Origin of the sequence: uncultured Methylibium sp., from assembly GCF_902826655.1 — a bacterium.
Taxonomy (GTDB): domain Bacteria; phylum Pseudomonadota; class Gammaproteobacteria; order Burkholderiales; family Burkholderiaceae_C; genus Methylibium.
Window position 1 is genome coordinate 77,815 of sequence record NZ_CADEFR010000002.1, and the last position, 20,997, is coordinate 98,811.

Below are 20,997 nucleotides of genomic sequence, written 5' to 3' on the forward strand. Positions count from 1 at the left end.
CGAGCATGAGCGCCGCCCACAACCACGCTCTGCCCTCGACGGGCAACGAACGTGCGTTGTGGGCGGCGCTGGCGCTGACCACCACGTTCCTCGTCGCCGAGATCGTCGCGGGGGTGGTCTTCAACAGCCTGGCACTGATTGCCGACGCCGCGCACATGTTCACCGACGCAGCCGCGCTCGCGATCGCTCTGGCTGCGATCCGGGTCGGCCGCAGACCGGCGGACGCCAAGCGGAGCTACGGCTATCACCGCTTCGAGATTCTCGCCGCCGCCTTCAATGCGCTGCTGCTGTTCGGCGTCGCGTTCTACATCCTCTTCGAAGCCTGGCAGCGATTCAGGTCGCCGAGCGAGGTGCAGTCGCTGCCGATGCTGGTGGTGGCGGCGCTGGGGCTGGTGATCAACCTGATCAGCATGCGGCTGCTGCGTGCCGGCAGCACCGAAAGCCTCAACATGAAGGGTGCCTACCTCGAAGTGTGGTCGGACATGCTCGGCTCGCTGGGCGTGATCGTCGCGGCGCTCGTGATCCAGGTCACCGGCTGGGCCTGGGTCGATGCCGCGACCGCAGTGGCGATCGGGCTGTGGGTGCTGCCGCGTACCTGGCTGCTGCTGAAAGAGAGCCTCAACATCCTTCTGGAAGGCACGCCGGAAGGAATCGATATCGACGAAGTCGCCCGCACGATGCGCTCGGTCGATGGCGTCGAGGACATCCACGACCTGCATGTCTGGCCGCTGACCAGCGGCAAGAACAGCCTGACCGCGCATGTGGTTCACGCCGAAGGCATTGAAACCGCCGCACTGATCGGCCGCTTGCAGTCAGTTCTGGCCGAGCGCTTCCGCGTCCGTCACACGACCCTGCAAGTCGAGCGGCCAGCATGCCGGCACGCCGCGGACGGCTGCAACTTCGTCGAGGCTCGCCTCCACGCCGACCCCCGGGTGTGCTAGAACATCCCCACTGAATCGATCACGGAGAACCTGATGCTCTCTCGCAGACAAGTCTTGCTCGGAGCCGCTGCCTCGTCCGTCGCTCTGGCCGGCTGCGCCAGCGCACCCGAACCGCGCCCCGCCGACAGCCGCAGCTACTGCCTGTCGACGCTGCGCACGAGGCGCACGGTGTGCACACCCGAGCCGGTGCCCTCGGCGGCGGCGGAAGCCGACGCCAAGCGTTTCGAGGCGACGCCCGGCGTGCTCACGGTGTACGTGGTGCGCTCCGCCTGGGTGGACGCGGTTCGGCCGCTCACCGTCAGCGTCGATGGAGGCTCGCAGATCGGAACGCTGCCGCGCTCGCTCATCCGGCTGCGCCTGGCGCCCGGCACGCACCAGCTCGCTTTCGAGTGGAACGAGCGGGTCCACGGCTTCGCGGTCGGGGGCGAGGCCGGGGAGCTGCGCATCGTCGAACTCGCGGGGTCGTCGATACCTCTGGACCGCCCCTACCACTGGTCGGACGCCGATCCCGCTGGGGCGAAGTTGCGCGCGCGCACGACGAGGCTGATCGCAGACACGCCATGGACCGCCTCCGCGCCGCAATGAGCCGACGACCGAGAGCGACTGAACCAGAGGGACAACGCCATGAAACTCCCAAGCCGCCGCGCCCTGCTCCTCGTCGTGGGCGGTTCCGCATTGCTGACGACAGGCTACATGCTCGGCGGCTGCGCCGTACTGGCGGACGTCTCCGAGGGTCGGCGCGAGTACGAAGCCGGCTGGCGCAGCGGAACCGTGTCGAAGGTTGAAAGTGCCGGTGCCCTGCCCTCGCGGCAGCATTGGGCCACGGATTGCCGCGCCAGCGAGCCGGCTGCTTCTGCGCAGCAACCGTACGCCTTGGTCGAATACTACCGGCATCACTCGCGCTGGTCGCGGATCGTGCCGGTGCCGAGCGGCATGTCGCTCGCGGCCGGCGATCTGGTGCGCGTCAATGTCAAGCGCTGCGACAGCGCCATCAAGCCCCTGACGAGCACTGAACGGTCCGCGCGAGGCGTCATCGTCGTCCAGGCGGCGGCGCGCAGCCAGTAAGCCCGCCGCTTCGCGGGAGCACCCATGGCCGCTCTGATCATCGGTGTATGGATCGTCAGGATCAGCAGCCATCGCGCATCCGGCGTCGACGCCGCGCCCGAGTCCTTTGCACGCTGGCGGTTTTGTGCTGGCGACCACCGCGTCGCGGTGAACCGGCCGGGCCCGAGGGCAGCAGCTATCGGTTTCAACGCGCCGGCGCCGCGGAATCCCTCCGACATGCGCTGCCGTTGCGACCGGTGATCGCCGTCGGCTGAAGCGCGGCGCCACGGGCTGTCGCCGACATCTGACCCGCTGTGCCGTCGAACCCGGCGCCAGGAGGCGGCATGAAGAACTCTTCCAAGGAAATCGACTCCAATCCCATGTCGGAGCAACGACAAAGTCGAGAGGGCAATCATGAGCATGATCCGGGTTTGTGCGTCGATGTCCGCGCTGTTGCTCGCCACCGCTTGCGCTTCGGCACCGCCGGCTCAGCCCACGCCGCCGCCGGTGCGGCTGGACGAGCTGGTCGCGCTGTCGAAGCAGCAGCCGGACGACGATGCGATGGTCGCGCAACTGGCGCAGCGGGGCGTCGCCTTCGTGCTTTCGCCGCAGGACGCCGTGTCCTTGCGCGAGGCCGGCGTGAGCGACGGTGTGGTTCGCTACTTGCAAGGGCGCGCCGATGGCGACGCGGCGCTCGCCGCGCGCATCCAGCGGGGTCGCTACCCGGTGTCGGGGTACTACGGCGTCGCGTACCTGGGGTATCCGTACCTGGGCTATGCAGGAGGCCTGCACTACTACGGCGAACCTGGCTATCGGTTCTTGCTGCACGGCGGGTACCACGGCGGCCACGGCTGGCATGGGGGGCACGGCGGACATGGGCGCGGCCACGGGCGCGGCCACCACTGACGCCGCGTTCGGGCCCGTGTGCTGGCGCGCAAAGGCAGCGAAGCCCTTGCCGTCATGCTCCCCCGCCGCTATCTCGCGGCGGCGCTCGGCCCGGCGGCCGGACGGGCATTCGCGAAGATGTCGCCGGCTGGCGCGTAGAGTGAACTGCGCACCGCGAACAGGCCAAGCAGCGTCGGTACCAGGTCGTCGTGCGACCACGCGCGGCCGGCCACATGCCGCAGATCCGCAGCGCCGACGCCCAGGCGCCGCGCCGCGCCATCGGACAGCCAGGCGATCATCGGTACCTGCTTCTGCTCGGCCGGCGCCAGCAGCCACGGCAGCCCGTGCAGGTAGACGTTGCCCTCGCCGAGCGATTCGCCATGGTCCGAGACGTACAGCAGCACGCTGTCCTGGTTTTCCGACCGGGCTTCGAGCCGGTCGATCATGCCCGCCAGCACCTCGCTCGTGTAGCCGATGCCGTTGTCGTAGGTGTTGCGCAGCGCCTCGCTGCTGCAGCGCTGGATCTCGCGCGTGTCGCAGGTGGGTTGCCAGCGGCGCAGCTGCGGCGGATAGCGCCGGTAGTACGCCGGCCCGTGGCTGCCCTTCATGTGCAGCACGACGAGGCCGTCGCCCGCGGCGGGCCGTTCCAGCGCGTCGTCCAGCCCGCGCAGCAGCACGCCGTCGAGACATTCGCCACCCTCGCACAGGGCCGGGTCGGCCGCCGACGACAGGTCCAGCGTTTCGATGCGCGCGCACACGCCCTTGCAGCCGGAGTTGTTGTCGATCCAGCGCACCGCGACGCCGGCGCGCTTCACGACGTCGAGCACGTTCTCCCGGCGCGCTGCGGCGGCGGCCGAGAAGCGTTCGCGCCCGAGGTCGGAGAACATGCAGGGCAGCGAGGTCGCGGTGTCGGTGCCGCAGGCACTGACGTTGTTGAAGTACACGACCGGCTTGCCGTCGAGCGCCTGGTTGGTCGGCCGCGCGTAGCCGCCGAGCGAGAAGTTGGCGGCGCGTGCCGTCTCGCCGACCACCAGCACCACCTGCAGCGGACGGGCGGCCGCCGGGGCCGGATCGCGCCGCGCGTCGATGCCGACCCGCTCGAGCGTCGTCGGCGCGGCGCGCTGTTCGCGCCACAGGCCATGCAGGCCGTTGAACACGTTGGTCGGCGTCAGCAGATGGCGCAGCTCGCGGTGGTTGCGGGCGGCGGCGGCGTAGTCGGCGTAGAACGCGGCGATAGCGCCGGCACCGAAGGCGACGAGCAGCAGAACGTGGGCCCCGAGCGTCGCCGCGCCGCGGCGCCAGCGGCCGAACTCGACGCGCAGCGCAAGAACCAGCGCCGCCGGCAGCAGGCCGCGCAGCGTCACGTCCGCCAGGAACGATGCCGTCATCAGGTCGCCCGCTTCTCGCCAGTCGGTCTGCAGCACATTGCGCAGCATGCCCCGGTCGACGACGATGCCGTAGCGGTCGATGAAGCTCGCCGTCACCGCCGCCAGCACCAGCAGCAGCGCGACGACGGGCTTGCCCACGCGCGGCCAGCACAGCAGCCGGATCAACAGCGCGAACAGCGTCCACAGCAGCAGGGCCAGGGCACCGAGCGCGAGCGCGCCGCGCAGCGAGGAGTCGTCGCGCACGGACCACAGCGTGCGCCAGAAGGCCAGGTTGTCGACGGCCACGATCCACAACGCGACGGCCCACGCCAGCGCCGTCGCGGACAGCACCCACCGCCGCGATCGCGGCGGCGCACCTCGCTCAGCGAACTCGATCGCTCGGGTCTTTGGCATCCGCGGTCTCCTTCTTCTTCTGGCGCTGTCCCCGGTAGCGCTGTTCGAGCCGCTGCGCATACGTCGGCGGCGGCCGCTCGGGCTTTTTCGGCGGCTTGTGGCTCAACCACCACCAGAAGCCCAGCATCGCCACGACGATGCCCAGCCCGATCAGCAGCAGCGGCAGGGCCAGCGGCCCGTGCATCGGGTGGCGAAACATCCGCAACTCCGGTCCAGGCGACACCGATCGACGCGACGCGCAACTTGCGCGTCGCGCCTGCTCAGTCCGCCTGCACCGCCTGATCGACGGGATTGACGTAGATCCAGCCCGCACCGGGCCGGCCGGTGCGCGCCTCGCGGCGGATGATCGCGACCAGCTCGTCGACATGCTCTTCGCTGCAATGCAGCTCGAGCTTGTATTCCTCGACGACTTCGTCGCCCAGGTCCAGCGAGTAGTGGCGCTCGGCGTCGTCGAGCGGCAGCAGCGAGCCTTTCACCACATACGCGGTCAGGTTGTGCTCGGCACCGCCGGGCGCATTCCAGGCGTCTGACGCCTTCAGCGCCGCGATCACGCCGGCAATGCGGTTGGCATGCACGTAAGCCTTGATTTCCTTCATGTCGTGGCTCCTTCGAGGACGGGTGCGGCCTGCAGGCGGCGCTCGGCGCGCGCCTCGGCCCATTCGTAGATCAGCGGCAGCAGCAGCAGCGTCAGCGCGGTCGAGGTGAACAGGCCGCCGACCACCACAGTGGCGAGCGGGCGCTGCGTCTCGGCGCCGACGCCGGTGGAGATCAGCATCGGGATCAGGCCAAGGATCGCGACCGACGCCGTCATCAGTACCGGCCGCAGCCGCAGCGCCGCGCCCTGGCGCACCGCGTCGCGGATCGACAGGCCCTGCCGGCGCTGGTCGTTGAGGAACGAGACCAGCACGATGCCGTTGAGCATCGCAACGCCGAACACCGCGATGAAGCCGATCGCCGACGGCACCGACACGTACTGCCCGGTGACGAACAGCCCGACGATGCCGCCGATCACCGCGAAGGGCACGTTGGCGATGATGATCGTGGCGTGCCGCAGCGAGTTGAAGGCGGTGTACAGCAGCAGGAAGATGAGCCCGATCGTCAGCGGCACGATCACCGCCAGCCGCGCCAACGCGCGCTGCTGGTTCTCGAACGCGCCGCCCCACTCGAACCAGTAGCCAGTCGGCAGCGGCACCGCCTCCTTGATGCGCGCGCCGGCCTCCTGCACGAAGCTGTCCACGTCGCGGCCCTTCACGTCCATCTGCAGCACCGCATAACGCTGCAGCGACTCGCGGCGCACGAACGAGTAGCCCTCGTCGAGTTCGATGTCGGCCACCTGCGAGAACGGCACCAGCGCGCCTTCGCGGGTGCGGATCGGGATCGCACCGATCGCCTCGGGGCTAGTGCGGAAGTCGTCCTTCAGTCGCACCGCGATGTCGAAGCGCTTGGTGCCGTCGATCAGCGTCGACACCGCCGCACCGCCGATACCGGCCTGCACCACCTCGAGGATCTCGTCGGCATTGATGCCGAAGCGTGACGCGGCCTCGCGGTTGACCTTCACCACCAGCTGCGGCTTGCCCTTGTTCGCCTCGGCCGACAGGTCGGCCACGCCGGGCACCTTCTCCAGCACTTCCTTGATCTGCGCCGTCAGGCGGTCCAGCGTCGCCAGGTCTTCGCCGTAGATCTTCACCGCCAGCGTTGCGCGCACGCCGGAGATCAACTCCTCGACGCGCATCTGGATCGGCTGCGTGGCGCCGAACACCGAGGTCGGGATGCTGTTCTCGAGCACCTCCTGCATCTCCGAGGCGAGCGCCGAGTAGCTGATCTTGGCCGGCCACTCGCTCTGCGGCTTCATGTCGACCAACACCTCCATGTAGTTGACGTCGGAGGTCTCACCCTTCTCGGCACGGCCGATGGTGGCGAGCACCGAGCGCACCTGCGGAAACTTGCCGCGCAGCTCGGCGTCGAGCACCTGCGACACCTGCAGCGACTCGTCGAGCGAGGTCGATGGGATGCCGGTGACGCGGAACATGATCGCGCCCTCCTGCAGTTGTGGCATGAACTCCTTGCCCAGCAGCGGAAACAGCGCCAGCGTGCCGACCAGCAGCGCGACCGCGCTGCCGAGCACCAGCTTCTTGCGCTCCAGCGCCCAGTCCAGCAGCGGCACGTAGGCGCGCTTGGCCCAGCGGATGAGGAAGGTGTCCTTCTCCTCCTTGGGCTTCAGGATCAGCGCCGCCAGCACCGGCACCAGCGTCAGCGACAGCACCAGCGAGCCGGCCATCGCGAAGGTGATGGTCAGCGCCATCGGCTTGAACAGCTTGCCCTCCAGGCCGGTGAGCGAGAACAGCGGCAGGAAGACGACGATGATGATGATGATCGCGAAGGCGATCGGGTTCACCACCTCGCGCGCCGCTTCGAGGATGACGTGGGTGCGGTTGACCGGCTTGCCCGACTCGCGCGCGTGCGCCAGCAGCCGGAACGCGTTCTCGACCATCACCACCGCGCCGTCGACCATCATGCCGGTGCCGATGGCCAGGCCCGCCAGCGACATCAGGTTGGCCGACAGGCCGAAGCGCTGCATCAGGATGAAGGCGATCAGCATCGACAGCGGCAGCGTCACGATGACGACGATCGCCGAGCGGAACTCGCCGAGGAAGAGGAACAGGATCACCGCCACCAGAAGCGCGCCTTCGACCAGCGAGCGCTCCGCGGTCGCGAGCGCCTTCTGGACGATCTCGGTGCGGTCGTAGATCGGCTTGAGCGTCACGCCCTTGGGCAGCGCCGCCTGCGCGACCGCGATCTTGGCCTTGACGGCATCGACCACGTTCTGCGCGTTCTCGCCCACCCGCGACAGCGCCATGCCGAGCACGGCTTCCTTGCCATCGCGCGTGACCGCGCCGAAGCGCGGCGCCGGCGCCTCGACCACCCGCGCCACGTCGCGGATGCGGATCGGCGCGCCGCCGCGCTCGGCCACCACGATGCCTTCGATGTCGGCGACGCTGCCCACCAGCCCGAGGCCGCGCACCAGGTACTGCTCGCGGCCGAGGTTGATCGACTGGCCGCCGACCTGCTTGTTGTTGGCCGCCAGCGTCTCCATCACCTGCTTGAACGACAGGCCGTACTTGACCAGCGCGTTGGGATCGATCTGCACCTGGAACTGCTTCTCGTCGCCGCCCCAGGAAATGACGTCGTCGACCCCCGGTGCGGTGCGCAGGATCAGGCGCACGGTCCAGTCATGCAGCGTGCGCAGGTCCATGGTGCCAAGCTTCTCGTCGGCCGACTCCACCGTGTACCAGAACACCTGGCCGAGGCCGGAACTGTTGGGGCCGAGCACCGGCTCGCCGTAACCCTGCGGCAGCCGGCCCTTCACGTCCTGCAGCTTCTCGCCGACGAGCCGGCGCGCGAAGTAGATGTCGACGTCGTCGTTGAAGTACACGCCGACGTAGGACAGGCCGAAGAGAGAAACCGAGCGCACCTCCTGCACGCCGGCCAGGCCCGCCAGCGCGCCTTCGATCGGCGCGGTGAGCAGCTTCTCGACGTCCTCGGCGGCGAGGCCCGGCGACTCGGTATAGACGTTGACCTGGATCGGCGTCACGTCGGGGAAGGCGTCCACGGGCACCTGGCGGAAGGCCTGCACACCCAGGCCGATCACGATCGCGAAAGCGACCAGGACCAGCACCTTGTAGCGCAGCGAGGCATCGACAATGGCATTGAGCATGATGGGGTGTTCCTCTCAATGGCCTTCGCCGATCTGCGACTTCAGCAGCCGGGCCTTGAGCGCATAGGCGCCTTCGGCCACCACCTGGTCACCCGCCTTCAGGCCGGAGGTGACGACAGTGCGGCCGCCGCTCTTCTCGCCGGTCTCCACCGGCCGCGGCTGGTAGCCGCCGTTCTCGGCCAGAAACACCGTGGGCTGGCCCTGCAGCAGCATCACGGCGCCACTCGGCACCGACAGTGCGGGCGCGCGCGCCTGGCCGGTCTCGATGGTGGCGCTGGCGAACATCTCGGGCTTGAGCCGGCCGTCCTTGTTCGGCACCTCGATACGCGCCGGCGTCGTGCGGCTGTCCTTGTCGAGCATGCTCGCCACGTAGGTCACGCGGCCGGCGAAGCGCTCGTTCGGATAGGCGCCGACCGTCACCGTCGCCGCGGCGCCCTTGCGCACGCGCGCCAGCTTGTCCTCGGTAAGGTTGGCCTCGATCCACAGCGTGGACAGGTCGGCCACCTGGAACAGCGGCTGCGCCGGCGAGCCGAGTTCGCCGATGTTGGCCTTTCTCATGACCACCGTGCCGGCCAGTGGCGCCACGACCGGAAAGGTCGACTCGGCATGCCGGCCGGCCGCTGCCGTACCGCCGAGCAGCCGCAGCCGGTCCGCGGCAGCGCGCAGCTCAGCGCCTGCCGTCTCGAGCGCGGCCCGGGCGCGCTGCAACTCGCGCTGCGGAATGATCTCCTCGGCGCTCAGCGACTCGGCACGCTGGTAGTCGGCCTGCGCGACCCGCTGCGCGGCCTGCGCGCGCTGCAAGGCGGAGTGCGCCTCGCCGAGCGCGAAGCTGTCGAGCACGGCCAGCACCTGGCCCGCGCGCACCTCCTGCCCGAGCGTGGCGGCCACCGAGACGATGCGCCCTTCGACGCGCGGCGCCACCTGGGCGATGCGGTCCTGGTTGGGCCGGATCGTCGCCGTCACGGTCACGGTGTCGGCGTAGGCCTTCTCGGCCAGCGTCTCGAGCTTGATGCCGGCACGCTGGGCTTCGTCGGCGCTGAGCTTCAGGCCGCCTTCTTCCTTGCCCTTGGGTTCGCTCGCCGCTGCGGCGGCGCTCGGGGCGGCGCCCGATTGCGCGCCGCCGCAGGCGGCCAGGGACAGAGCCAGCGGCAGGGCCAGCAGGGTCAGCGCAAGAGCGACCCCGGACGGGCGCCGCCGGCCGCGGGCCGGGGCGATGGAGTGATGGTTCATGGTTGTCCTTCCTGCGGCCAGCCGGCCGCCAGTTCGAGCGCGATGCGGGTGCTTTGAAACTCGGCCAGCGCCTCGATGAGGTCGCGCCGGGCATCCAGGCCTTGGCGGTTGACGACGATCAGCTCGAGCAGCCCGATCTGGCCGGCCTGCCGTGACCTGAGCGACAGCTGCTGGTTGTCCTCGAGCGAGGGCAGCACGGACTCCTGCAGGCGCCGCACCCGCGTTTCGAGGCTGGCCAGGCGCGACCACAGCGCCTGCACGTTGGCACGCGCGTCGCGCGTGGCCGCCTGGCGCTCGACCTGCACCTGCGTCAGCTCGGTGCTCGCCTGGCCGATGCCCGCGGCATTGCGGCGGAACAGCGGCAGCGGCACCGACACGGTCAGCGCCGTCAGCCGCTCGCGGGCCACGCCCGGGCCTTCGCGGCCGACGTTCATGCCCACCGTCACGTCGGGGTAGACGCTGGCCCGTTCCAGCCGCAGCCTGGCGTCGGCACTGGCCTCGCGCGCGGCCAGCGCGCCCAGGCGCGGCTGCGCCTGAACCGCGGCGAGCAGAGCGTCCAGCGTGTACGGCACCGCTTGCAGCGCCAGTGTGCCGATGGCCTGCGGCAGCCCGTCCGGCGGCAGTTGCAGCACGGCGGCAAGCGCGGCACGGGCGTCGATCAACTGCTCCTGCGCGAGCGCCAGCTGGTTGCGTGCGCGCTCGGCCTCGACTTGCGCGACGTTGGCGTCGAGCCGCGTGTCCTCGCCCGCCTGGCGGCGGCGCTGCACCACCGCGGCGGTGTCCTCGAACAGGCGCAGCGCCTGCGTCTCGGTCTCGACCCGCCGCTGCAGCGCCAGCACGCGCGTGAAGCGCTCGGCGACCTCGGCGCGCACCTGGCGCCGCGTGTCGGCGATCTCGAGCCTCAAGGCCGAGAGAGCTGCCTCCGCGGATTCGCGCCGGTAGCCGCGCTGGCCGGCGATCTCGAAGGTCTGCGAGACGCCCGCGCCCCACTCGCGTTGGCGCTCGGTCGCCCCGGCCTGCGGCACCGAACGGCGGCGCTGATCGACCGCCAGCTGGGGGTTGTTGTACAGCAGGGCCGAGGCGTCGGTCCGCAGACCTTCGGCCGCCGCCAACTGTGCGCTCTTGGCACGAAGTGCCGGGTTGGCCTGCTCGGCCCGCGCCAGCGCCTCCGGCAGGGTCAAGGGCGGCAGCGGCGCGGCCTGGGGTGGCGTTGGAACGGCGGTCTGCGCGGCTGCCGGCACTACGGCCGCGAGCCACCACAACGCGCCGGCCATGGCCAGCGTCTTCTTGCGCATCGAATTCTCCTGAACGTCAAAACGTCAACGGGACGGAAGAATTCGGCGAGGAGTCAGTGCTTGGGGAAAGCCTTGGATGGATTGAACCAACCTCGCCGAATCAGACGGCGAGGTGCCACTGCGGGCGTTCGATGCGGGACGGCAGAGACGCCGTGGAAGCGGGCGGCTCCAGCAGGCCCGGGGGTTGAGCCGGCGCGGCGGCAGGCACGACCTGGGCGGCCGAGATCGGCCGCACGCAACTCAGGTGGCATACGCCGCAATCGGGGTCGTCGGCGATCGGATCGCTTTGACCGCCCTGATCTCCAGGCGCCGCAGCGCTGGCTTCGGCCGTCCCACTGGCTTGATGCCGGTGCGAATGGTGGCCGAAGTGACCGGCCGCCGCGCTTTGCTCATGCTGGCAATAGGCTGCCGCCGCACCCCAGACGAACTGGAAGGGCAGCAGGACCAGCAGGAAGACGAACACGACTTTGCGCACGGGCAGAATCCTAGCAGAGCCGCGATGACCTACTGCAGCGCGGCCCGTTCGGCCCGCAAGGCATCCAGCTGCAGCCGAGCGCGCGCGACCGCCTGCGCCAGGAACTGCTGGCGCTGCCAGTAGCTCGGCGCGAAGCGCCGGCCCTGGCGGTCGCCTTCGACGACAGTCTGACCGTCGGTTTGCGCGGACTGCGCCACCGAAAGCTCCCGCTGCGCGACGGCGATACCGCGGTCGAGTTCGGCAAGCTTCAGCGAGCGGGCCTGCCCTTGCTGCAGCAGCCGCGCACGGGTGCCCTCCAGCGCGCGCTGTGCCGCGAGGGCCTGCGCCGGGTCGCCGGGATGAGGCTCGACGAGCAGCCGCGCCGAGCGCACCGCGCCCGCGGCCGGCTCGTCGGCATAGACCACGCGCCCGTCCGGCATCTGCGAGCGGAACACGGCGCGCTCGCCCGCGGCGGCGATCGATGACGCCCCGAGGCCACACAGAGCCAGCAAGGCAGGCAACCACCAGCGGGCGGGCCGGCGCAGGTCGATCAAACATCGCGTCATCGCTGCACCTCCTTGATCGTCAGGCAATGGGTTCGATGGCGCCGAGTTGCGCAGGTTCCCGCGGCACTCGCCGCTTTCGCCGGCTCGGGGGTGACGTGGCCGAGGCGGCCCCGACCGTGCCACGGCCAGTGCACGCCGTGCGGTTAGGGGCGATCAGAAGCGCTTGCTGATGCCGGCGGCCCAGAAGACCCGCGCTGGCGTGACGCCGGCGACTCGTGCCCCAACGCTGAAGTCGAGTTGCACGTCACGTCCGACGATGTAGGCGATGCCGCCATCGACGACGGCCGAGCCGCGGCCGTTTCTGGTTTCGGGATACTGGCCGCCGATGTCGATGAAGACGTTCACGACCTTGCTCGGGTTGTAGTTGAGCGTCGCGGCGAACAACGCTGCGGTGTAGAGGCGCCCGCCGTCGCCCTCGTAGGCGCCCACGCCGAGGTTCGGGTTGAGCGACCATTGCGGCGCGAAATCCCAGTCTGCGGCGATGCGCAAGTCGCCCGTCGCGCGGCGGGTCTTGTAGTTACCCGTGCCCGAACGCGGAAAGAGTCGAACGATCACCGCCATCGAAGGCCGCTGCGAATCCGTGGCCTCGGCGAACCGATATTTGAAACCGACGGAGACCGGCTGGATGTCTTCGCTTCGCGTCGGCCCCTGCGCGCTGTCCCGCGCCCGGGTCGAGGTGTACGTGTTGCTCTCGACGCGCAATTCCAGGTTCCCGCCGACGCCCAGGCGCAGCAAGGCCGGCACGTAGTCGGTGCGCGAACGGCTGCTGCCGTCGCTGCGCCTGTCCTGCTGCAAGCCGGCCTCGATCTGGAAGCGGCCCGCGCCGACGACACCGCTGCCGTCGGCGGTGCCGGGACGGTCCGGGTTGATGATGTCCTGATCCGGGTCGCCCGGGCTCTGGGCCCGGGCCGCGGCAGCAGCCAGCAAGACGGCAGCCAGCGCGACCATCGGCAGCGGCCACAGGGACGAAGAACGGCAGCGTGTGCGCAAGTGGAACCTCGGCAGGTTGTGTGGGGAGGTCGGCTCAATGCGGCGCCGGCGCAACGGCGCCGCCGCGCAGCTTCTGCACGCTGCGCCAGGCGGCCGGCCCGTTGCGGGCGAACAGCACCAGCGCCAGCGCCAGGTAGACCCAGGCCAGCCAGGTCAACGACGCGATGGCGCGCGGCGCGTCGTCGCGGTAGACGAAGGCCAGCGCGATCTGCACCCCGAACAGCGCCGCCAGCGCGAGCGCGCCGCCGACGCCGAAGCGCAACTTCAGCAGCAGCGCCACGCCGAACAGCGACTGCGCCGCGGTGAGGAAGAACTCCTCGTGCTGGCGCGCGTCCAGCGGCAGCGCGGTGATGCCGCCGGCACCGATGCTCATCGCCAGCGGCAGCATCCCCACCAGCAGCGTCCACTGGTTGATCTTGTCGCTGATCATCGTCGTCAGGCCGCCCTCCGAGCGGCCCGAGAGCACGAACAGCACCGCGATGACGACCGCGGGCGCTTCGCTCGCCAGCGGTGCGAGCCACTGGATGAGCAGGAACTCGTCGATGCCGAGCACGCGGCCCGAGGCCACCAGCGACTCGGCGAACGGCTCGGCCGAGGCGAGGATCACCACCGCCGCCACCGCCGCGAGCCCGCCGGCCCAGGCCCACAGCCGGCGCGGCGGCAGCGTCGCCAGCGCCGCGGCGGGGCCCGGCTCGTCGTCGGCGGCGAGGCTCTCGTCCGCCTTGGGCATGCGCCCGGCGACCCAGAGGTAGCTGCCGAAGACGGCCACCAGCACCACGCTGTCGAGCAGGCTGATCCGGTTCGTCAGCACGATCACGAACGCGTACAGGCTGGCCAGCAGCAGGAAGCCGATCTCGACCAGGTTGGCCTCGGCGAGCTGGATGCCGCGGTTGCGCGTGCGCGCCCAGTAAAGCAGCGCCATCAGCGGCCAGGCCACGCCCACCAGCAGCCGGTTGGCGCCGGTCATGTTGGCGGCGGCGTAGTGGACGTAGTTGGAGTCCGGCGCCTTGCCGGCCTGGTAAGCGTAGTACATGTCGACCGCGTACTCGGGCAGCACCGTCACCAGCGCGACGAGGGCGAGGATGAGGCCCTGGGCGATGCGCTTCTCGGCCGCCTCCGCGCCCCAGGACAGCATGAAGCCGGCGGCGAGCACCGCGACGCCGAACACCGCCGTGTCGATCACCGGGCCCGGGCGCCAGCCGGTCAGGCGCAGCACCACGGCCGGCACGATGACGGCGACGGCGAGCGCGAGGTAGGCAAGAAAACGCTGCATGACAAAGACTCCCGTGTGCGGGTCAGAAGCTGGCCCGGGTCTTGACGATCAACTGCACTCGCTTGACGCCAGCATCGGTATCGAGCGGAAAGGCAAGGTCTACGTGCAGCACATTGGTGAACGCGGTGCGCACGCTGAAAAAACGCAGTCCGAAGCCGACGTTGCGCTGCCACGGCGGATCGGCACTGCCGGCGCCGCTGCCGCCCCAGGCCCGCCCGATGTCGAAGAACGCCGCACCGCCGACACGGAACAGCCGCAGCGGGAACAGGTCGGTGTAGAAGCGCTCCTCCAGCGTGAACAACGCGCGCCGCGTACCGCTCTGCCAGCGCAGCGGGTAACCGCGCAAGCCATTGTCGCCGCCGAGCGGCAGCGACTCGGTGGGCTCGGCGTTGCGCAGCGCATCGGCCGAAGCCCCGGCGTAGAACAGCCAGCGCGCCGACTGCGGCAGGTAGTAGCGGGCCTGCACACCCAACTGCTGGCGGTGCGCGCGCCCGTCCTCCTGGTGGCCCTGCGCCGAGGCGGTCAGCGTCAGCAGTTGCCCCGCCGCCAGCTCGAAGCCGCGGCCGACGGTTCCCGTATAGACCCACGCAGAGCGGCTCGAGCCGAGGGCCGGCATGGCCCGGCCCAACTGCACCTTGGCCGCCAGCCCGAGCGCGAAGAACTCGGGGCGCCCGATCAGGTTGCGGTTGTCGAGCTTCTCGAACCGGTCTTCGATCAGTTCGTAGCGCACGAACGGGGCGACGAGCTTCTCGTCGGCCGGCAGGCGCGCAGGCGGCACGCGCCCTGGCTCTGGCGCATAGCCGTCGTCCTGCAGGCTGGCGCCGAGCGACCAGCGCTGCACCCAGCCGTCCACGAGCCCGGCGGACCAGCCGCCGAAGACCTCGCCGCGGTTCTCGCGGCGGCGGTATTCGGCCACCGGCCGGCCCGCGTCGTACACGGGGTCGATGCGGTCGTCGCGCGAGAAGCTGGCGCCGGCCGCCCAGCGCGCGTCGAGGGCGTAGAACGGCCGCGCCACCGCCAGCGCGTCGCGCCGGCCGTCGCCGTTGCGCGCCCGGCTCAGGCTCACCGAGGTCCAGCTGCCGAAGGCGCGGTCCACGCCGAGATCGACCTGCGTGCCCGAGCGGTCGACGCCGTTGACGCGGCTCACCCCGAGCGCCACGCCGGTGCCGAGCAGGTTGTCTTCCTTCAGGCTGATGCTGCTCGTGTTCGTGCCCCCCGAGCGGCCGGCCTTGAGGCTCGGATCGAGCGTCCAGGTGTCGCGCGTGGCGACCTCGATGTCGACCACGCCGTCGCGCACCGCGAGCGGACGGATGCACACGTCGTAGAGGTAGGTCGTGCTGCGCAGCAGGCGTTCGGTTTCCTCGATCAGCCGCGCGGAAACCGGCTCGCCGCCCTTGAACAGCAAGGCGCGTTCGATGACCTCGGGCCGGGTCTTCACATGCAACGCGTTGGCCCAGCGGAAGAGCAGGCGGTTCTCGGCGAGGTCGTCGGTGTCGAAGATGTCCCGCGTCACCACGCGCACTTCGCCGATGCGCGCCTGCGCGGCCTCGAGCTCGGCGAACGTGGGCAGCGCGTCAGCGGGGCGCGGCGCGCCAGGCGCGGGTGCCTCGTGCGCCGGTTCGACCGCCGGGTCGGGTGGAACCTGAGCTGCGGCCGGGCCGGCCATCAGCAGCACCAGGAGAAAGGACTCGTACTTCGCCATCGAACTCTCCAGGCCGTCTCGAACGGCAGGATGGGAGATGTCGGCGAGGAGTCGGGGGTGTCGAGACGGACGTGTGAGTGGCAGCAGCACCTCGCCGGGTCAGGCCCGAAGGCGCCACTGCGGGCGTTCGATGGCGGAGGGCGGCGCGGCCGTGTCGGGCGGACGTGCCTGCGCGAAGCGCGGTGGCGCGAACGGCCCGACCGGCACTGGCCGGGCATCGCTGACCGGCCGCGCGCAACTCAGATGGCAGGCGCCGCAGTCGACGTCGTCCGTCGGCGCAGAGCCGGCGCCGTGGTCGACCGGCGAGGCGGTCTCGGACTGGGCCGCGTGCCGGTGCTCGTGGTGCCCGAAGTGCGCCGCGCCGGTGCCCTGCTCGTGCCGGCAAACGCTGGCCGCCGCGCCCCAGACGAACTGGACCGCCAACACGACCACGAGCACGATGCCGAGTACCCCACGCATCGGGTCAGTGTACGGAACTGCCGGCGCGCGACGCCACCGCGGCGCGCCGGCCGCTCGCCGCGCAGGGCGCGGCTTGGAGGATCATCGCCGCTATGTGCGATCCATCGAAACCGACGCGGACCTCAGCCCGGCCCCCTTCAAGAGCCGGCCCGGCTTCGTGCGCCTCTGGCGTGCCTTGGTCTACTCGCGCGATGGCCTGCGGGCCGCGTTGCGGCACGAGGCTGCGTTCCGCCAAAAGTTGGCCATCGGCGTTCCGCTCATCGTGCTGGCCTGGTGGATCGCGCCCGGACGCTGGGCGGCGTTGGCGATGACGGTGTCGATCGTGGCGGTCTTCGTCGTTGAATTGCTGAACTCGGCGCTGGAGGCGCTGGCCGACGCGGCGTGCCGCGATGCGCACCCGCTGATCAAGCGCGCCAAGGACATGGGCAGCGCGGCGGTGATGCTGAGCATCGTCGCAGCGGCAGCGGTGTGGGTGGTGGCGCTCCTGTAGAGCGGCCCTTCACACGCCGGGTGTGTCGGGCCGGCTGCTCACTGCGCGGGCCATCCGCATCCGGTAGGCAGGCAGTCCACCCGGCCAAGCGGCACGCGCCAGCCGCCGCGTTCAGTCGAACAGCCGCTTCAGAAAGCTGCCGTGACGGCTCCCGCCATGCCCGGAGCCACCGTGGTGCCCGCCACGGCCACGCCCGTGGTCGCCGCGCCAGCCGTCGCCCATCGCATCAGCCGCCGCGTTCGTCGCCGATGGCGTCGTGTCGGCCTCGCGCTGGCTGCGCTCGATGATCTTGTCGAGTTCGCCGCGGTCGAGCCACACGCCACGGCACTTGGGGCAGTAGTCGATCTCGATGTCCTGGCGCGTGTTCATCAGCAGTTGCTGGTCCTTGCAGACGGGGCATTGCATGGGCAATCCTTCTTGTTGGTGGCTCGATGCGGCTTGGAGCGTCGGGCGGCCGTCGCGGTTCCCGGAAGTGTCGAACAAGCGTACCTATCACCCGCTGTTTCGCGCCTCGCACGTGCTTCTCGCCAGACAGACTACCGCAGCATTCACGCCGCACCGATGGAGCCCCTTCGCCTTTCCTCGGACATCGCCGGGCAGGACGACGAGTTCAAGGCCAAGGCGCTGATCTTCCGCGGCCGACGGCAGGCGCTGCTCGCATCCAACATCGCCAACGCGGACACGCCCGGCTATCGGGCGATGGACGTTAGCTTTGCCGACAGCCTGCGCCGCGAGATGCGCGCACAGGAATGGTCCCTCGCAACGGCGCCGACGAGCGAAAGCGCAGCACCCACGATGCAGCCGCTGACCCGAAGCACGCTCGAATTCGCCCGCTACGTCGTTCCGGCGCAAAGCAACCTGGACGGCAACAGCGTCGACATGGACCGCGAGCGGTCCGCTTTCGCGCAAAACACCATCCTCTACCAACTCGCGATTGCGTCGCTCGATGACGAGTGGAAGGAGTTCAAGATGGCCTCATCCGACCCGCGCCGCTGAGGCGGCTGAGGCCGCTGAGGCCGTTGTCGGCGCGCGGTAGGCCAGCAGGCGCAGCGCGTTGATCATCACGACGAGGGTCGAGCCCTCGTGAAACAGCACCGCGGTGCCGATACCGAGCCCGAGGATCGTGGCCGGGATCAGCATCGCCACGACGCCGAGGCTAACCCACAGGTTCTGCTTGATCACGCGGCTGGTGCTGCGCGACAGGCACACCGCGGACGGCAGCGGCGAGCCGCTCGTCGACCACAACCCGCGCGAGCAGCACCACCACGGGCACGCGAAACTGCGATCGAACTTGGTCTTGGTTTTGGTCTTGGTGACCATGGCCCGACGCCGCCGATCCTAGCGGCGGCGGTACGCGCCCGTATAGCGTATCGTTAGTGGCGGTGTTGCGAGCTGCGCCACCCGATACTGGCGTCCATCGCCTCGGCCTTGCGAACCGTCGTGTCCTGCGCCATGTCGCCGAAGTCCGCGGCATCGATGCGCAGGTAGTCCGCCCCGCGAACGCCGGGTTGCGGCCACTCGGCGGGGGCCCGCGAGGCGGACTGCTTGAGGACGAGTCGCACACGGCTGCCGTCGGCCTCCCGGCGCTCGGCGAGCGCGGGCAGCTGCAGATCCGGCATCCAATGCACGCGCAGCGTGGCTGCGCCTACCTTGCCTACCAAAACCGGCGCGGCGCACAAGTCGCTCCCGCGAGTGGCCATCGGCTTGAGAAGCGCCAGTTCACGAGCATCGATGAAGGTGGCGATCGGCTGCCCGTCGTGCGTCGATCAGTCTCGGTCCCGGCCACGGTGGTGCCCACCGTGGCGGAACGCTTCCATCTATGGCTTCGTGATACCCTTCAAAATGCAGCCAGCCAACCTTCTCGGGTTCAGCCAGCCATGGCAGATCAACCACGAGAAGGAATCTTATGTACGCTGCAAGACTCCGGCCGCTGACTTCAGCGGCATTCGCTTTTCTCACCCCGCTCACACAGGCGCAGCCCAGCGCTCCTGAGGTGGTCATGCCGAGGGTCGAGGTGATCGGCAACGCCGAAAGGCTGACCACCGTTCCCGGCAGCGCCGAGGTGATCGACTCGCGCACGCTCGAAAGCAGCCGTGTGTTCACGGTCAACGAAGCTCTGCGCAAGGTGCCCGGCATCAACGTGCGTGACGAAGAGGGTTTCGGTCTGCGTCCGAACATCGGCATACGCGGCCTCAATCCGACCCGCTCCACCAAGGTCACGCTGCTGGAAGACGGCATTCCGCTCGCCTACGCACCCTATGGCGACAACGCGAGCTATTACCACCCGCCGATCGATCGGTTCGAGCGGATCGAGGTGCTCAAGGGTGCGGGACAGATCCTGTTCGGCCCGCAGACGATCGGCGGCGTCATCAACTACATCACCCCCACTCCACCTCAGGAGTTCGGCGGCTTCGTCTCCGGCACGCTCGGCAATCGAGACTTCTTCAACGGCAAGGTCCGCCTCGGCGGACGCGGGATGCTGCTCGATTTCACGCGCAAGCAGGGCGACGGCGCGCGCGACAACATCAACTCGGAGATCAACGATATCAACTTCAAGTGGGTGCTCGCCCTGGGCAACAGCCAGGCGCTCACGCTGCGCGCGAACGCTTACTCGGAGGACTCCACCGTCACCTACAGCGGCCTCACCGATGCCGAATTCGCCAATCTGGGCCCGCGCTACAACCCGTTCAAGAACGACGATTTCCAGGTCCGGCGTTACGGCGCCTCGGCTACGCACGAGATCGACATCGGCGAGAGCGCGGTGGTCCTGACGAACCTGTACTTCTCCTATTTCGACCGCAACTGGTGGCGCCAGTCGAGTACCACGACCGATGCGCAGTGCGGTGCCAGCTTCACCAACGCGCGGCTCGCGGGACAACGGGTCGATGTCGATAACTGCAATTCAGTCCAGGGAAGGCTTCGCAACTACGACACCTGGGGGATCGAGCCGCGGCTGCGGCTGGCGCACGCGGCGTTCGGCATCGACAGCGAGTTTCAGGCCGGGGTCAAGGCGCACTACGAGACGCAGAAGCGCAGGCAGGTGAACGGCGCGTCGCCGACGGCTCGCAGCGGAATCGAGGTGGAGAACAGCCGCCGCGAGACCGACGCCTATTCGTTCTTCGCCCAGAACCGTTTCGATCTCGAGCGCTGGACCGTGACACCGGGCGTGCGTTACGAGCGCATCAAGAACAGGCGCATCGAGAACCTCACCGGCCGCACGGGAACCGACTCGATCGCGCAATGGATCCCGAGCCTGGGTGCGACCTACAACCCAACGAAGACCATGACCGTCTTCGCCGGCGTGCACCGCGGCTTCGCTCCGCCGCGCACCGAGGACGTGATCACCGGCACCGGCACCAGCACCGAGGTGGGTGCGGAGCTGTCCACCAACTGGGAAGTCGGGCTGCGCGCCGAGCCGGCCGCCGGGACCAGCGTCCAAGCGACGGTGTTCCGCAACGACTTCAAGCGCCTGATCGCCGTGGGTTCGATCGCCGGTGGCAGCACGCCGCTCGCCCAGGGCGAGGCGCTTTTCCAGGGCGCGGAGCTTTCCGGGCGCCTCGGACGCACGAGCGGCGTCTATCTGCGCGGTGCCCTCACCTATTTGCCGACGGCGGAGCAGCGCACGCCTTTCCGCCAGGTCGTCAACGACGCCGTCGTCGCCGGCAGCGCCGCGGGCAACCGGCAGCCGTACGCGCCCAAGCGCACGCTGACCGCGGCCGTCGGATATGCGGCCGGCGGCTTCGACACCCAGTTCGAGGCGGTGTACGTCAGCGAGCAGTTCGGCGATTTCGCCAACACGCAGGCCGCGTCCACCACCGGCAACGGCCAGACCGGCCGGCTCGCGGGCTTCACGGTCTGGAACGCCGCGCTGAACTACTACCTCGAGCCGCAGAGGACCGCGCTGTTCATGGCCATCAAGAACCTGGGCGACAAGACATACATCGTCGACCGGACGCGCGGCATTCAGGTGGGGGTGCCGCGGCTGATCCAGGCGGGCATCAGGTACGCCTTCTGAACCTCCCGGTCGATGACTGCGCGGGGCTTTCGCGGAGGAGCGACTGCGCCTCGGCGCCCGCAGACGAACGCCCGCGCCGTCATGGCCGGGTGAGCTGACCGGCAAAAGGGTTTGGCCTGTGACTGTCATGACGCGGACATACCGCGTTGCAACCATC

At 69.6% G+C, this 20,997-nt stretch carries 22 protein-coding genes and 1 pseudogene; 8 read left to right on the forward strand and 15 right to left on the reverse strand.

Going from position 1 to position 20,997, the window contains the following annotated elements:
* The first annotated feature begins 5 nt into the window (after positions 1-5).
* From QZV97_RS01420 to QZV97_RS01440, 5 genes are all read left to right on the forward strand, one after another.
* Positions 6-941, forward strand: coding sequence for a cation diffusion facilitator family transporter (locus tag QZV97_RS01420; RefSeq protein WP_295637168.1), 936 nt, complete (start codon positions 6-8; stop codon positions 939-941).
* Positions 942-1,109: 168 nt separating this feature from the next.
* Positions 1,110-1,526, forward strand: coding sequence for a hypothetical protein (locus tag QZV97_RS01425; protein WP_295637172.1), 417 nt, complete (start codon positions 1,110-1,112; stop codon positions 1,524-1,526).
* Positions 1,527-1,565: 39 nt separating this feature from the next.
* Complete coding sequence (locus QZV97_RS01430; RefSeq protein WP_295637175.1) at positions 1,566-2,006, forward strand: hypothetical protein; 441 nt, start codon at positions 1,566-1,568, stop codon at positions 2,004-2,006.
* Between the two features lie 24 nt (positions 2,007-2,030).
* Positions 2,031-2,246: a hypothetical protein gene (locus tag QZV97_RS01435; protein ID WP_295637176.1), complete on the forward strand. Its 216-nt coding sequence runs from the start codon at positions 2,031-2,033 to the stop codon at positions 2,244-2,246.
* Positions 2,247-2,399: 153 nt separating this feature from the next.
* On the forward strand, positions 2,400-2,891 hold the full coding sequence (locus QZV97_RS01440) for a hypothetical protein (RefSeq protein WP_295637178.1): 492 nt from the start codon (positions 2,400-2,402) through the stop codon (positions 2,889-2,891).
* 68 nt (positions 2,892-2,959) lie between these two features.
* Here QZV97_RS01440 and QZV97_RS01445 read toward each other — a convergent pair whose 3' ends face one another.
* The 12 genes from QZV97_RS01445 to QZV97_RS01500 all read right to left on the reverse strand — a co-directional run bounded on the left by QZV97_RS01445 (position 2,960) and on the right by QZV97_RS01500 (position 16,335).
* Positions 2,960-4,651, reverse strand: a complete 1,692-nt coding sequence (locus QZV97_RS01445; protein WP_295637182.1) for a phosphoethanolamine--lipid A transferase — start codon at positions 4,649-4,651, stop codon at positions 2,960-2,962.
* Positions 4,620-4,850, reverse strand: a complete 231-nt coding sequence (locus QZV97_RS01450) for a hypothetical protein (protein WP_295637185.1) — start codon at positions 4,848-4,850, stop codon at positions 4,620-4,622. Before QZV97_RS01450 ends, QZV97_RS01445 begins: the two co-directional genes overlap by 32 nt.
* 61 nt (positions 4,851-4,911) lie before the next feature.
* Positions 4,912-5,247 (reverse strand): P-II family nitrogen regulator, encoded by a 336-nt coding sequence (locus tag QZV97_RS01455; protein WP_295637187.1) that lies wholly within the window; start codon positions 5,245-5,247, stop codon positions 4,912-4,914.
* Positions 5,244-8,366, reverse strand: a complete 3,123-nt coding sequence (locus QZV97_RS01460) for a CusA/CzcA family heavy metal efflux RND transporter (RefSeq protein WP_295637191.1) — start codon at positions 8,364-8,366, stop codon at positions 5,244-5,246. The genes QZV97_RS01455 and QZV97_RS01460 overlap by 4 nt, the downstream gene beginning before the upstream one ends.
* A gap of 15 nt (positions 8,367-8,381) precedes the next feature.
* Positions 8,382-9,596 carry an efflux RND transporter periplasmic adaptor subunit gene (locus QZV97_RS01465; protein ID WP_295637194.1) on the reverse strand — a complete coding sequence of 405 codons (1,215 nt, stop codon included), beginning with the start codon at positions 9,594-9,596 and terminating at the stop codon, positions 8,382-8,384.
* Positions 9,593-10,891: a TolC family protein gene (locus tag QZV97_RS01470; protein WP_295637197.1), complete on the reverse strand. Its 1,299-nt coding sequence runs from the start codon at positions 10,889-10,891 to the stop codon at positions 9,593-9,595. Before QZV97_RS01470 ends, QZV97_RS01465 begins: the two co-directional genes overlap by 4 nt.
* A 100-nt stretch (positions 10,892-10,991) precedes the next feature.
* Positions 10,992-11,366, reverse strand: a complete 375-nt coding sequence (czcI, locus tag QZV97_RS01475; protein ID WP_295637200.1) for a cation efflux protein, CzcI family — start codon at positions 11,364-11,366, stop codon at positions 10,992-10,994.
* A gap of 29 nt (positions 11,367-11,395) precedes the next feature.
* Positions 11,396-11,899, reverse strand: coding sequence for a hypothetical protein (locus QZV97_RS01480; protein ID WP_295637203.1), 504 nt, complete (start codon positions 11,897-11,899; stop codon positions 11,396-11,398).
* A 165-nt stretch (positions 11,900-12,064) separates the two neighbouring features.
* Positions 12,065-12,859: a transporter gene (locus QZV97_RS01485; protein WP_295637205.1), complete on the reverse strand. Its 795-nt coding sequence runs from the start codon at positions 12,857-12,859 to the stop codon at positions 12,065-12,067.
* A 76-nt stretch (positions 12,860-12,935) separates the two neighbouring features.
* Complete coding sequence (locus QZV97_RS01490) at positions 12,936-14,174, reverse strand: sodium:proton exchanger (protein ID WP_295637208.1); 1,239 nt, start codon at positions 14,172-14,174, stop codon at positions 12,936-12,938.
* Positions 14,175-14,196: 22 nt separating this feature from the next.
* Positions 14,197-15,876 (reverse strand): hypothetical protein, encoded by a 1,680-nt coding sequence (locus QZV97_RS01495; protein ID WP_295637210.1) that lies wholly within the window; start codon positions 15,874-15,876, stop codon positions 14,197-14,199.
* Between the two features lie 99 nt (positions 15,877-15,975).
* Complete coding sequence (locus QZV97_RS01500) at positions 15,976-16,335, reverse strand: hypothetical protein (RefSeq protein ID WP_295637213.1); 360 nt, start codon at positions 16,333-16,335, stop codon at positions 15,976-15,978.
* Between the two features lie 73 nt (positions 16,336-16,408).
* On the opposite strand from QZV97_RS01500, the gene QZV97_RS01505 reads away from it, so the two are divergent.
* Positions 16,409-16,825 carry a diacylglycerol kinase gene (locus QZV97_RS01505; protein ID WP_295637216.1) on the forward strand — a complete coding sequence of 139 codons (417 nt, stop codon included), beginning with the start codon at positions 16,409-16,411 and terminating at the stop codon, positions 16,823-16,825.
* Between the two features lie 111 nt (positions 16,826-16,936).
* On the opposite strand, the gene QZV97_RS01510 is transcribed toward QZV97_RS01505, so the two are convergent.
* Positions 16,937-17,230, reverse strand: coding sequence for a zf-TFIIB domain-containing protein (locus QZV97_RS01510; RefSeq protein ID WP_295637219.1), 294 nt, complete (start codon positions 17,228-17,230; stop codon positions 16,937-16,939).
* Between the two features lie 156 nt (positions 17,231-17,386).
* Here QZV97_RS01510 and flgB point away from each other — a divergent pair, with 156 nt between their 5' ends.
* Entirely contained in the window at positions 17,387-17,821 is a 435-nt protein-coding gene (gene flgB / locus QZV97_RS01515; protein ID WP_295637222.1) for a flagellar basal body rod protein FlgB, read from the forward strand.
* On the opposite strand, the pseudogene QZV97_RS01520 reads toward flgB, so the two are convergent.
* Together QZV97_RS01520 and QZV97_RS01525 are read right to left on the reverse strand one after the other, a co-directional pair.
* Positions 17,801-18,046: pseudogene (locus QZV97_RS01520) on the reverse strand (heavy metal translocating P-type ATPase); the annotation flags it as partial. The gene flgB and the pseudogene QZV97_RS01520 sit on opposite strands and share 21 nt — an antisense overlap.
* 152 nt (positions 18,047-18,198) lie before the next feature.
* On the reverse strand, positions 18,199-18,444 hold the full coding sequence (locus tag QZV97_RS01525; RefSeq protein WP_295637224.1) for a hypothetical protein: 246 nt from the start codon (positions 18,442-18,444) through the stop codon (positions 18,199-18,201).
* Positions 18,445-18,824: 380 nt separating this feature from the next.
* On the opposite strand from QZV97_RS01525, the gene QZV97_RS01530 reads away from it, so the two are divergent.
* Complete coding sequence (locus tag QZV97_RS01530) at positions 18,825-20,840, forward strand: TonB-dependent receptor (protein WP_295637226.1); 2,016 nt, start codon at positions 18,825-18,827, stop codon at positions 20,838-20,840.
* Positions 20,841-20,997: the final 157 nt, after the last annotated feature.